Source organism: Iodobacter sp. (genome assembly GCF_025352645.1).
In the GTDB taxonomy this organism is placed as follows: Bacteria; Pseudomonadota; Gammaproteobacteria; order Burkholderiales; family Chitinibacteraceae; genus Iodobacter.
In genome coordinates this window covers 1-11773 of sequence record NZ_JANXSO010000072.1, presented here as the reverse complement: position 1 = coordinate 11773, position 11773 = coordinate 1, and the positions used below count along the sequence as shown (strand labels likewise).

12 protein-coding genes are annotated in these 11773 nt (G+C 50.5%); 5 read left to right on the top strand and 7 right to left on the bottom strand.

The genetic code is table 11. The features are described 5' to 3' along the window. Positions 1 to 9: 9 nt before the first annotated feature. From Q0R17_RS08440 to flhA, 5 genes are all read left to right on the top strand, one after another. Entirely contained in the window at positions 10 to 150 is a 141-nt protein-coding gene (locus Q0R17_RS08440; protein WP_374759860.1) for a flagellar biosynthetic protein FliQ, read from the top strand. Positions 151 to 570: 420 nt separating this feature from the next. Next, entirely contained in the window at positions 571 to 1356 is a 786-nt protein-coding gene (fliR, locus tag Q0R17_RS08435; protein WP_293933976.1) for a flagellar biosynthetic protein FliR, read from the top strand. Further along, positions 1349 to 2491, top strand: coding sequence for a flagellar biosynthesis protein FlhB (flhB, locus tag Q0R17_RS08430; RefSeq protein ID WP_293933973.1), 1143 nt, complete (start codon positions 1349 to 1351; stop codon positions 2489 to 2491). The genes fliR and flhB overlap by 8 nt, the downstream gene beginning before the upstream one ends. Further along, positions 2488 to 2634 carry a hypothetical protein gene (locus Q0R17_RS08425; protein WP_293933970.1) on the top strand — a complete coding sequence of 49 codons (147 nt, stop codon included), beginning with the start codon at positions 2488 to 2490 and terminating at the stop codon, positions 2632 to 2634. Before flhB ends, Q0R17_RS08425 begins: the two co-directional genes overlap by 4 nt. Continuing rightward, on the top strand, positions 2631 to 4724 hold the full coding sequence (gene flhA, locus Q0R17_RS08420) for a flagellar biosynthesis protein FlhA (protein ID WP_293933967.1): 2094 nt from the start codon (positions 2631 to 2633) through the stop codon (positions 4722 to 4724). The genes Q0R17_RS08425 and flhA overlap by 4 nt, the downstream gene beginning before the upstream one ends. Before the next feature lie 131 nt (positions 4725 to 4855). Here the strand turns inward: flhA and Q0R17_RS08415 are convergent, their stop codons facing one another. The 7 genes from Q0R17_RS08415 to flgK form a co-directional block, all read right to left on the bottom strand. Then, complete coding sequence (locus Q0R17_RS08415; RefSeq protein ID WP_293933966.1) at positions 4856 to 5119, bottom strand: DUF5710 domain-containing protein; 264 nt, start codon at positions 5117 to 5119, stop codon at positions 4856 to 4858. An 81-nt stretch (positions 5120 to 5200) separates the two neighbouring features. After that, positions 5201 to 6052, bottom strand: a complete 852-nt coding sequence (locus Q0R17_RS08410) for a hypothetical protein (protein ID WP_293933963.1) — start codon at positions 6050 to 6052, stop codon at positions 5201 to 5203. 105 nt (positions 6053 to 6157) lie between these two features. Next, complete coding sequence (locus tag Q0R17_RS08405) at positions 6158 to 7171, bottom strand: flagellin (protein WP_293933961.1); 1014 nt, start codon at positions 7169 to 7171, stop codon at positions 6158 to 6160. A 134-nt stretch (positions 7172 to 7305) separates the two neighbouring features. Then, positions 7306 to 8058 (bottom strand): ABC transporter substrate-binding protein, encoded by a 753-nt coding sequence (locus tag Q0R17_RS08400; protein WP_293933960.1) that lies wholly within the window; start codon positions 8056 to 8058, stop codon positions 7306 to 7308. 100 nt (positions 8059 to 8158) lie between these two features. After that, complete coding sequence (locus tag Q0R17_RS08395; protein WP_293933957.1) at positions 8159 to 9190, bottom strand: hypothetical protein; 1032 nt, start codon at positions 9188 to 9190, stop codon at positions 8159 to 8161. 68 nt (positions 9191 to 9258) lie between these two features. Then, positions 9259 to 10155, bottom strand: coding sequence for a flagellar hook-associated protein 3 (locus Q0R17_RS08390; protein WP_293933955.1), 897 nt, complete (start codon positions 10153 to 10155; stop codon positions 9259 to 9261). Between the two features lie 552 nt (positions 10156 to 10707). Then, positions 10708 to 11773: flagellar hook-associated protein FlgK (gene flgK, locus Q0R17_RS08385; protein ID WP_293933953.1), on the bottom strand; the 1066-nt coding region annotated here is incomplete at its 5' end.

The following is an 11773-nucleotide window of genomic DNA, read 5'->3' as shown; positions in this document are numbered from 1 at the left end:
GCTACGCAGATTAACGAGCAAACCCTCAGCTTCTTGCCCCGCCTGCTGGTCACCCTCGCCATCATCGCCCTTGCTGGGCATTGGATCGTGGGGCAATTGATGACGTTTTGCATCGAGATTTTTAATAATGCGGCGATGTTGGTGGGGTAGCGAAAAAGATTGCCCATAACGGCACTAGGCGCAAACAGTCCAAAAACTTATTAACCACACTTTGTGCACGGGGCTTTAGAGTCCCCTTGAAACACGCCGAAGCGAGGAACAAGCGGGCGGGGTTTCGGCGAGGACTGTCTGAGCGAAGCGAGTTCCGCAGCCGCCGCTCGATTGTCCGCAGATGAGGGGCTTTCGTGTTTCGTGGGGCGGCCTTCTTTTGGTTCTTTTCTTGGCCGTTCAAGAAAAGAACGCCCCCGCGGTGGCTACCGCTCCTAAATCAACGTGCCGAAGGCACTAAAAAGATCTTTTTGCTTGGTACACATCACAGCGCAATGGCAGGTTACGGCCGAAAACGCCCACAGCCCCAATAAACACAACACGCAGCCTAACCCACCCTAAGCTCGAAACCACAAGAAAACAATGGACGCCCTGATTAAGGAATTACTCGCAATCCTACCCCTGCTCTGGTGGCCTTTTTGCCGCTTTATGGCGGGGTTTAGTTTTGCGCCCTTAATTGGCGAAGCCATGGTGCCGGTGCGTGTGCGGATTGGTTTATCGCTAGTGCTCAGCGTGATCACCCTGCCCATCATGCAAAAAACCCAGCTCAGTATTGATCCCTTTTCTATGCAGTGGATTGTTGCCACCTTTGCGCAGGTGATTATCGGGCTGATTTTTGGCATGGCTTTTCAGATGGTGATGACGATTTTATCCATCCTAGGCTTTTTGATTTCATCGCAAATGGGCCTGAGTATGGCGGTGATGAATGATCCTATGAGTGGCAGCTCATCGGATGTGATTTCTACCCTCCTGTATTTATTAGGTGCGCTGCTGTTTTTTACCATGGATGGGCATCTGGTACTGGTGCAGATTATTTACGGCAGTTTTAAGCTGTGGCCGGTGGCGGATGGGATTAATTTTGTCTCGCTCAAGATGCTGGCACAAAGCCTAAGCTGGGTGTTTGCTGCGGCTTTACTGCTAGCCATTCCTAGTATTTTTTCTACTTTTATTGTGCAGCTTGGCCTTGGTTTACTTAACCGCGTGGCCCCAGCGCTTAATTTGTTCTCTCTAGGCTTTCCTCTCATCACCCTGTTTGGCCTATTCACCCTTGGCCTGATTAGCCGTTTTATTCCAGGCCACTATAGCCAGCTCAGCGAAAAGATTTTGCAAATGATTGAGCAGATGTTGCACGGAGGCGTGCATGGCTGAAGCGTCTAATGGCGATAAAACAGAAAAAGCCAGCCCGCAAAAACTCAAAAATGCCAGAAAAGAAGGCCAGATTGTCCGCTCGCGCGAAGTGGCCTCGGCAGTGGGCCTGCTTGCCAGCTTAAAAGTATTTGCGCTGCTGGCCCCCAGCTATTTAGTTGATTTTGACGCACTGTTTAAGCTGGCTTTTAGCTCGCTAGACCAGCCAGGCAGTATTGATAATGTTTGGTCTGGCCTATTTAGCGGCAGCTTTATGCTGCTGATCAAAATGCTGCTGCCTTTGGCCATGATTCCGCTAATGATTATCCTTGCCTCACTGTATCCGGGCGGCTGGATATTCTCTGGCAAGCAACTGATGCCTAAGTTTGAGCGCATGAATCCGCTTTCCCATTTTGGGCGGATTTTCTCTGCGCAACACGCCAGCGAGCAAATCAAAGCCATTATTAAGGTGCTGATTCTAGCTGCCGTACTGTTTTATGTCAGCAAGAATAGCCTGCCCGGGTTCTTTAGCCTGCAGGAGCGAACGCTAAGCGAAGCGCTGACGGGTGCGACGCAATTATTATTTGATGCGCTGTTTAGTTTTTGCTTGGTGTTTATCTTATTTGCCGCCATTGATTTGCCGCTGCAGATCTTTTTGTTTATGCGCAAACAAAAAATGAGCAAGCAAGAGCAAAAAGACGAATATAAAACCAGCGAAGGCCGACCAGAGATCAAACGGCGTATTCGGCAGATTCAGCAGCAAATCGCCCAGCGTAGCATCCGCAAGGCCATCCCCAATGCCGACGTAATCATCGTCAACCCGCGCCATTATGCGGTGGCTTTAAAGTACGATGAAAACCGCGCCCAAGCGCCTTTTATTGTGGCCAAAGGCATGGATGAAATGGCGATGTATATTCGCCAACTCGCCGAAATCCACAAAATAGATATTGTGCCGATTCCGCCCTTAGCCCGCGCTATTTATAAAACCACCCAAGTGAATCAGCAAATTCCTGCGCCTTTATTTAAAGCCGTGGCACAGGTGCTGACCTATGTATTGCAGCTCAAAGCTTTTCGCAGCGGCGGCCGCCGTATTGCCCCCCAATTACCCAGTGATTTGGGCATTTCACCAGAACTTGCAGAGATTAAAGAACCAGCATGAAATCACTCGCCCCCTATTTAAGCGCCCTAAAGCAGTTCAAGCTGGCTGCACCATTGCTCGCCCTACTGGTGATTAATGCTCCCCTATTACCAATTGTCACGGGCATTTCACCAGAACTTGCAGAGATTAAAGAACCAGCATGAAATCACTCGACCCCTATTTAAGCGCCCTAAAGCAGTTCAAGCTGGCAGCGCCTTTATTCCTGCTGGCCATGCTGGCCATGATTATTTTGCCGATCCCGCCGCTGGTATTGGATCTTTTATTCACCTTTAATATTGTGCTGGCGATTATTGTGATGCTGGTGGCGGTATCGGTGAAACGCCCGCTAGATTTTTCGGCTTTTCCAAGCATTATTCTGGCCACCACCCTGCTGCGGCTAACGCTCAATGTAGCCTCCACCCGCGTGGTGTTACTGCACGGCCATCAGGGTACGGAAGCAGCCGGTAGGGTGATTGAAGCCTTTGGTAAGGTAGTGATTGGCGGTAATTTTGTGGTGGGGATGGTGGTATTTGTCATCCTGATGATCATTAACTTTATTGTGGTCACTAAGGGGGCAGAGCGCATTGCCGAAGTATCGGCACGCTTTACGCTGGATGCCATGCCAGGCAAGCAAATGGCGATTGATGCTGATCTAAACGCGGGGCTGATTAATCAGGAACAAGCCCAACAACGCCGCCGTGATATCGCCGCAGAAGCCGATTTTTATGGCTCGATGGATGGGGCGTCTAAGTTTGTGCGCGGGGACGCCATTGCCGGTATTTTGATTCTGCTGATCAACCTGATTGGTGGGGTCGCCATCGGCGCAGCCATGCACGATTTAAGTATGGGTGAAGCGTTCCGCCTCTATGCTTTGATGACCATTGGTGATGGTCTGGTTGCCCAGATCCCCGCCCTGCTGCTGTCTGCCGCTGCCGCCATTGTGGTCACCCGTGTCAGCGATTCTGGCGATATGCAGGAGCAAATTGGTGAGCAGCTGCTGGCCTCGCCAACGGTGCTGATGAGCGCTGCGGGCATTATGTTTGTGCTGGCGATTATTCCCGGCATGCCGCTCGTACCCTTTCTGGCCTTTGCCGCCTTGCTGGGCTATAGCGGCTGGAAAATGGCGCAAAATACAGAAAAAACCCCCAAGCCTGCCCAAGACTTAAAAGCCATCGAATCGGCGCTACTCAGCAGCGATGAGGCCGATTTAGACTGGCAAGCCCTGCCCTATGTGGATGTGTTAGCCATCTCGCTGGGTTATAAATTGGTCGGCCTAATGGATAAGGAGCAAGGCGCGCCACTGAGTAAACGCATCCGTGGCGTGCGCCAAACGCTGAGTGAAAATATGGGTATTTTGCTGCCGCATATCGCCATGCGTGATGATCTACGCATCAAGCCATCGCAATACACCATTCGCCTCAATGGCAGTGTGGTAGCGCAGGCCGAGGTATTTAGCGATCACCTGATGGCGATTCCCTCGCCCGAGGTTTACGGTAATTTAGATGGCATCCCCGGCGTAGATCCTGCCTACGGCATGCCGGTAACTTGGATTGCCAGCGGCGACAAAGCCAATGCACTGGGCCTTGGCTATCAGGTGATTGACTGCCCAAGCGTAATTGCCACCCACCTAAATAAAGTCATCCGCAGCCATCTGGCCGAGCTATTTCGCCACGACGATGTCAGCGCCTTATCTGAGCGGCTTACCGTGCTGGCACCCAAGCTCGCCAGCGCACTCAATACCGCACTGAATGCCAACCAACTACTGCGCGTTTACCGCTATCTGCTGGAAGAAAATATCTCGCTCAAAGACATCGTGCCGATCGCCACCACCCTGGTCGACGCCGCCGACAACGCCAAAGACCCCATCATGCTGGCCGCCGAAGTGCGCTGCACCTTAAAGCGGCAAATCGCCCAAGCTATTCTGGGCAATAAAAGTGAAATTAAGGCCTTTAACCTGAGCGCCGAGCTGGAAAACATGCTGCTGGGTTCGCTCAGCCAGGCCCAGCAAAACGGCAAGGTGGCGCTAGATAGCTTCCCCATAGACCCAAATGTACTCAGCCAACTGCAAAGCAATATGCCGCTAGTGCGTGAGCAGCTCAAGCAACAAAGCGCCCCGCCTATCTTGCTGGTTATGCCACAAATCCGCCCTATCCTTGCTCGCTACGGCAGGCTGTTTGCACCTGGGCTGCATGTGCTTTCTTATAACGAGATTCCAGAGAATTACGACGTGAGTTTGCTTGGGACGCTGGGGTGATGTGGAATATGTTTTTTTGCAGTATGGGTAAAGCCCGATAATCAGCCCGGCGACAAAAGCTGCGCTGAAGCAAGCCTCTCACCCCTTTGCTGGTAAACACCAGACCAGACTATTTATTGCCCATCAGTGCCTTACTTTAAAATAATGTCATTCGCGGTTACTTCCCAAGGTGGCTCGCCGTAGTCTACGCCTGCTATTTTGGGCAGTGGCGCGGCGATAGGAGCCGCTACTTTCGCCGGTTTTTGCTCCACACTGCTGGCATCCATCCACTGCAAAAATGGGCTTAAATCCGGCTTATCTACGATAAACCAAAGCTTTTTTGCCGCGTCCCAGCGCGCGCCTAAGGCTTTTGCGCTGTTTTTCTCTGCAAAAGGAACTTTCAAATTAATACGCATTTTTGCTGGCTCTTAGGCTATTCAATGATCGCAATATTATAAGCTGACTCAGGCTACTCTCCGCTATTGAGTGCCAATCATCTAAGCATGAGCCTCTAATAGCACCAATATTTCAGCCGCCAGCTTAAATATGGGTGGCGGTAGTTGCGCAGGGCTGAGCCTAGCGGCTTTACTGATCTGTAAGCGATGCAGGCCTACTAAAGGCTCACCCACATACACAGCTAATTGCAAACCCAGCTGAGAGGCGATCTGCTTAAACTGTGGCTCCAAAGCACTGAGCGCAAAGTGCCATTCACTTTCCGCCCCTAGATTAAGCACAAGCCTGCTATGCCGATAGCGCAGCAGCAGCTGTATATGCCCCCATTTAGCCAAGGTAATTTCTAGCAATAATTCAACGGCAGATTCAACCAACTCAGAACTTGGCTCAGCCTCATCCTCAACAAACCACAGCTGCAAAACAGGGCCACCCCATAACCACAGCGGCATGCTCACCGATTCGGCAGGCGCGGCTTGAGTGGACACACCCAATTGCAATAAGGCGAGAGGGAAATGTGCCCCATTATCTTGGGCTAGGCGCATTGCCAGATAGGAAATCGTTCCTAATAATTGTACCCTCCACGCATTTGCCAGCTCAAAAATCTGTGGTCTATTTTTGGAAAACCTTGGGTTATCACGCAAAACCAAGGCATCCAACAAGCCATCATTGCTCAGCTCTGGCTTAGGAATCGTCTCTAGCGCCAATTGCAAACGAGATTGACTAGCCAATACCCGCAGTTGCCGGCCAAGCCAATCTGCTGAAAGATCAGGCAGGCAAATATCAAACTCTAAGCCATCAAGCGTGCGCAAGCGCACCGCTGATTGTTGCTTTGCAATAATAGTGAGTAGATCACCTTCTTTAAATGAGCTGGATTCCTTAGCCTGTAGCAAAGGCATGAATCCAGCCTCGCTTACTCTTCCCAGCATATTTAAACCCCTACTACCCGCAAAAAAAAACCAGCCGCACGCAGCAGCTGGTTAGTTTATCCAGTCATAACCGGATTATTGCATCAGAGACATCACCATTTGGCTCATCGAACCGCTTTGCTTCAGCATCGAAGTACCAGCTTGCATCAGCATCTGGTTAGAAGTCATTTTCGCTTGTTCAGTCGCGTAGTCGGTATCCATGATACGGCCCTTAGCCATCTTGGTATTGCTATCCATATTGCCCAAGTTGTTATAAACGTGGTCAAGACGGTTGGCGTTTGCACCAAGGTCGGAACGAACTGTGCCTACTGCTTTAAGGGCAGCATCAAGATTGCTAATTTGTGCATTTGCACCACCAGCAACAGTCAACTCTGCACCGTTTAATAAGGTCTTCAGGCCAGTGTCTGCAGTCGCAATAGCTAAATCAGAAGCTGCGATCTCTGTTGGAGTTGTTCTTGGCAAAGCAGCTGCAGCAGTAACCGCAGCATCAGCAGTTGTTTTTGCTGTTACATCAGCGGCGGTTGGATCAGTTGCCAAACGGTAGGCTGTTGATGCCGTTGTCAATGAAGTAGCCAGTGCGGCAATCCCCGACTTCAGATCAACTGCCATTGTTTCATCTTTACTCGCACCGATCTGAAAATCTACAGCACCTGCAGCCAACTTACCGGTTGTTTTAGTCAGTAATTTGTCGCCACCAAACGATGTATTTTTGATGATGTTACCCATTTCTTTACCCAGCGCAGCAAACTCAGCCTGCATTGCACTTTTATCATCAGCAGTTGCAGTGCCGTTGGCGCCTTCAGTAGCAAGGTCTTTCATACGCAATAAGATGCTGCTTACTTCGCCCAAAGCGCCTTCAGCGGTTTGCAACATGCTGATACCGTTTTGAGTGTTCTTCATCGCAGCTTGCATACCGCGGCTTTGCGCGTCCATACGTGTGGCAATTTGCAAGCCAGCAGCGTCGTCCATTGCAGAATTGATGCGCAGACCTGTACCCAGACGAGTCATGGATGTGGTCAAAGCAGATTGGCTAGTGCCCAAGTTACGTTGGGTAGAAAGGGCAGCGGCGTTTGTGTGCAGGCTCAACATGGGGAAGAACTCCAAATGACAAAGTAACGGCACCCGCCATTGGGCGCCTCTACCTTTCTAAGGCGACACCCAGCTGAAATTTCTTAAGTAGTATATTAGTAAATATTTACACAGAGGAGGTAAAGCGGGAGGAATTAGTGGGCAGGGCTGGCAGGGCTGGCAGGGCTGGCAGGGCGGTATTTCTGCTCGATTTGACGATAAACGCCATTGTGATGAATGGTGGCAAGCCCTCGATTAAAGCGGTCGCGTAAATCACGGTTACGAAACAGGACTTTATAATGAGTGGCTGGAAAAATAGCGCTAAATTGCAGCTTTTGCTGCACATTAAAACGACTAGCCAAGCTCTGATTCAGGTACTCAAAAATAAGTCGATCACCAATAACCACCTCCACTCTGCCGGTATAGAGCAATTTATTTTGCGTCAGTTGATTGGGTATTTCTTGATAGCTGGCCTGCGTAATTGCTGCCGCATATTCGGGGCCAAGTGCGAGTTTGGCATTTTGAAAGGCGGCGATACTGTGCCCAGCTAAATCGGCCATTTTCTTGATCGCAATGGCCCTGCTTGCCATCGTAATGGCGTAGTTTTGGTAAAAAATATGCGAATCTGACCAATAACCAACTAAATGAGAGCCTTCATTTACCGTGGTAATAGCGTCAAGTTCGCCGCTTTTAAACATATGTAGCGCCCGTGCTGGCGGCAAAAATACGACGTTCATTTGTAACTGCTCAGCCGACAGCGCCGCGCGCACAATATCAAGCTCCAAGCCACTTTGAGTTTCAGAGATAACATAGGGTGGCTTAGAATAACCAGTGCCCACCTGAATCGTCGCTTCTGCAGAACAAAATAAAGGCAAAAGCAGGCAGCAGATAGCAAGCAGCATAGGCATAAAAACCTCTCCATCTCCCTTTAAAGTAGCTGAGAGACTAAATTACAAGGCTATAAACTAGGCGATTGGGCTTAAAAAACACGCCAACGAAAGTGATGCACTATCTTAACGCTAGCAAAGACAGCACACGGTAGCGACTCATTCCCATCAGCGCCGGAGCGATGTCGCTAAAAAAACGGTAATCGCTGCTCTGATTAAAACGGCCATTAAAATCGCCGACAAAGCTTTGCGCCCATTCTGATTCATTCATGGTGGAAAGCTGCTCAATCGCCAGCTTCGCCTCACCCATGGCGCTACTAATTGCTGCACGGGTTTGCTCTAGCTGCTCCAGCGCCATCACTACTTTTTGCAGGCTTTGCCGCACGCTGGCGTGATCATCGGTGCTCCAGTGGCTAGGCGTAATAGCGGGTAATTCACTCTCCAGCTTAAGCCGATTAGCTTGCCCAGCGGGGAAGCGAATACCGCCACCCCGAATCGCTAGCTTACTTTGCAAAGACGGTAGGGCTTCTTCTGCCACTGAAAAAACTAAAGCGCCGCTCTGATCGGCTTCGGTGCGAATACCAGAAGGCGCCAGTGCGCGATTAAATTGGCGCAGTAGATTTTCGCGGCTGATCTCTCCGCCCACCGCCACCGAAGCAGGGCCAGTGCCACGCACACCGGTATAAAAAGTCAGCATTTCAGCAGTGCCGCTGCTTAAGGATTCCAGCTCTAAACCACGAGCACGGAACACTTCTTTTGCATCCTGAGCAAGATGAAACTTTAAATGGCCATCTATGCTGCCACCGGTATGCTGGCTACGGGCGGCCCACAGCGTGGAGAACTCTGCCACTTTGCTACTCAGCTCTTCACGGTCAACACGGCGCTGACCCAGCTCTTGGCTGAGCTTTAGCTTTAGCCCGCTTAGCTGATCGCTAAGTTGATCAACATACTCCAGCGCCCGCTGTCCAGCCGTCAGCTGCTCGTTCAACTGGGTACTGTAGCGCCAGGAGCCCGCACGCTCGCTTTTTTGCTCGCGCACTGCCGCCACCATGCTAACAACGGCTGGCGCAGCGGGTGCAAGCACCGGCTTGCTATCAATCCCTAAGCGGCTGCTCGGATTACTTCTGTCCAGCCTGGGCAACGCTGCTGCCATACCCATCATTCCTTTTAAATCACGTCAGATAAGTTTTTGATTCGATAAAGCTTCTGCAAGGTCTTTGTTCAGAGTACATCAAATAAAGACAAGTTGCTTATTCTGCCATAAGCCTTCTGCGAAGCTTCTAAGGCCAGTTTATAACCATCCATGCTAATCATTGCCTCTGCATAATCAAGGCTACCTAATAGCCTAACCGATTGCTGATTAGATAAACTCACATTGGCATGGTTGTCTTCCATCATCTGCATATTATTTTGCGCACCGCCAAGATTGGCAATTTTGCTGCCAACGCTTCTGAGCGCAATATCAAGGCCATTGATCCCCTGCTCTACTGCGGCACGGTAGCCTCCGCTAGGTGGGCTTTGCAGTGCGCTAATCGATTGATCCAGCTGATTAAGCAGCACCGCCATTTCTGTCAGCGCCACATTCGAAGCTTGCGTCACGCCATTACCCACCACCACTAGCTGCTGATCATTATTACCAGTAGCGGCATAACGGCTACCGGCCGCCGCAGTGCCATCTAACGTCAGCGTTGGCATAGAGCTGGCTGTGCCAGAAAAATAATAATGCCCTTCCTGATCCTTGGTATTGCTCGTGAAATACAGGCTGTCTCTTAGGCTGACCAAGCTGGCGGCGATATCTTTTACATCTTCTTTAGAAACCGTATCGTCCGCCCCCAAGAGCAAAACCCTTGCCTGCATCAAATCTTGCGTCATGCCATCAAGATAAGATTCATTCATTGATAAGCGCGAGCGCAGAGCGCCGATATTGCTTTTGTACTGATCAATCGCGGCCTCTTCACGCTCTAATCGCAGTAAACGCACGCTGGAAATCGGGTCTTCTGAAGGGAGTAAATAACGCTTACCCGATGACATTTTTTGCAGTAGCTCAGCCATATTGCCCGAGGCCGTTTGCAAAGATTCATTCAAGGTTGTTTGTAACTGGGTACTGGCGATACGCATAAAAACTCCGTCAATTTAAACAGACCTTGGGCCAGCGAAATAACACTAGTGTCGTACACCTAAGGGGTTTGACCTTAGCCTCCCCCTTAGTAACTTACGTTACACAGAGATCATCTTTTTAGTGCCTTCGGCACATTAATTTAGGTGCGGGCGTCCCGCTGGACCTTCCTTTCTTGTGTGGTCAAGAAACGAAGCCAAGCCACAAACTCAAAGCACGAAGGCCCCTGCGCTGCGGACACTCGAGTCGGCGGCGGGCAGGATTGGCTCGCTGCCTCGCTCCCAAGCGATCCCCCGCCCCGCTTGTTCCTCACTCCGGCGTGTTTCAAGGGGAGATTTAAGCCCCATGCGACTAGCCATAATAAAAATTAGAATTGTCAGACTTGAAAATGAGTACAAATTCAAAAGATTGCCTAATTCAAAGTCTGGTTTTCTCCGTGTAACTCTGTGTCCTCTGTGTTCTCTGTGTTCTCTGTGTTCTCTGTGTTCTCTGTGTTCTCTGTGTTCTCTGTGGTTCAAGATTTGGGTTTTGCTCACACGACATTGCTACACGGCTTAACCAAAAGCGGCCAGAGTGCTATCAAACAACTGATTAGCAATCGCAATCACCTTCATATTGGCCTGATACATTTTCTGATATTCAACGATATTCATCGCTTCTTCGTCACGGTTTACGCCGCTAGTGCTTTTCCAATCTTGCTCGGCCTGATTACGCACCACCTTGCCAGTTGCTAAGGAGGATTGATTTTGCTGGCTTTCAGAGGCGAGTCGCCCCAAAAGCTGAGCATAGGCATCGCTTAGCGTTACCGTGCCAAGGCCAGGCACCGCTAAGGGCTGACTCTGAATATCAATTAATTTTTGTAAATTACCGCTGCCGCCGGGTTTAGCCGCATCCAACGCAAAAGCCAAATCACCCGCCAATACGCCAGAGCGCAGTTTCAGCATGGCTTCAGGGTTATTTGCATCAAACACAAATAAAGCCTTACCTGGCTGGCCGAGCGCACCAGCGCTATCGGGTAAATCAAAACCCGCAGCTAACTGGCCATTAATCCGCCCTGCCACTTCGCTGGCAAGGGTACGCACCGAGTCTTCCATCGGCTTTAAGCTGTTTTTTTCGTACTCATTTAAGCCGCCTAACTGGCTGCCGATACTGCCACCGTTTAGGGTGAATTTTTCCTGAGCAAAGGACAATTTAATCAGTTGGCTACCATCAAGCTGCACTTCGGTACTCATCACCGATGCACTATCGCCAACAACCAAAGGCTGGCCCGCACGCAAGGTAACAGAGATGGCACCGTCGTTTTGATTCACCACGCGCACATCAACTAGGCCGCTAAGCTGATCAATTTTGCGATCACGCTCATCCAATAAGCCCGATGGATTCACGCCAGTAGCGGTCGCCGCAACAATTTCTTTATTCAGGCGGGCAATCGATCCACCCAAGGAGTTCACCTGAGTGACTAAGGCAGTGCGCTGCTCATTAATCGAGGCATGCTGGGCGCTTAATACGCGGTTTAGATTATTAAACCGCTGCGCCATAGCGCCCGCTTCGGTAATCACACCTTGGCGCAGCGCGAGGGAGCTAGGCTCTACGCTGGCCGCGCCTAAAGCGGCATAAAAT

What these genes read in the sequence shown, in the direction of transcription:
- fliR (WP_293933976.1), top strand. Translation starts at nt 571, where the DNA reads ATGGACGCCCTGATTAAGGAATTACTCGCAATCCTACCCCTGCTCTGG.
- flhB (WP_293933973.1), top strand. Translation starts at nt 1,349, where the DNA reads ATGGCTGAAGCGTCTAATGGCGATAAAACAGAAAAAGCCAGCCCGCAA.
- Q0R17_RS08425 (WP_293933970.1), top strand. Translation starts at nt 2,488, where the DNA reads ATGAAATCACTCGCCCCCTATTTAAGCGCCCTAAAGCAGTTCAAGCTG.
- flhA (WP_293933967.1), top strand. Translation starts at nt 2,631, where the DNA reads ATGAAATCACTCGACCCCTATTTAAGCGCCCTAAAGCAGTTCAAGCTG.
- Q0R17_RS08415 (WP_293933966.1), bottom strand. Translation starts at nt 5,119, where the DNA reads ATGCGTATTAATTTGAAAGTTCCTTTTGCAGAGAAAAACAGCGCAAAA.
- Q0R17_RS08410 (WP_293933963.1), bottom strand. Translation starts at nt 6,052, where the DNA reads ATGCCTTTGCTACAGGCTAAGGAATCCAGCTCATTTAAAGAAGGTGAT.
- Q0R17_RS08405 (WP_293933961.1), bottom strand. Translation starts at nt 7,171, where the DNA reads ATGTTGAGCCTGCACACAAACGCCGCTGCCCTTTCTACCCAACGTAAC.
- Q0R17_RS08400 (WP_293933960.1), bottom strand. Translation starts at nt 8,058, where the DNA reads ATGCCTATGCTGCTTGCTATCTGCTGCCTGCTTTTGCCTTTATTTTGT.
- Q0R17_RS08395 (WP_293933957.1), bottom strand. Translation starts at nt 9,190, where the DNA reads ATGGCAGCAGCGTTGCCCAGGCTGGACAGAAGTAATCCGAGCAGCCGC.
- Q0R17_RS08390 (WP_293933955.1), bottom strand. Translation starts at nt 10,155, where the DNA reads ATGCGTATCGCCAGTACCCAGTTACAAACAACCTTGAATGAATCTTTG.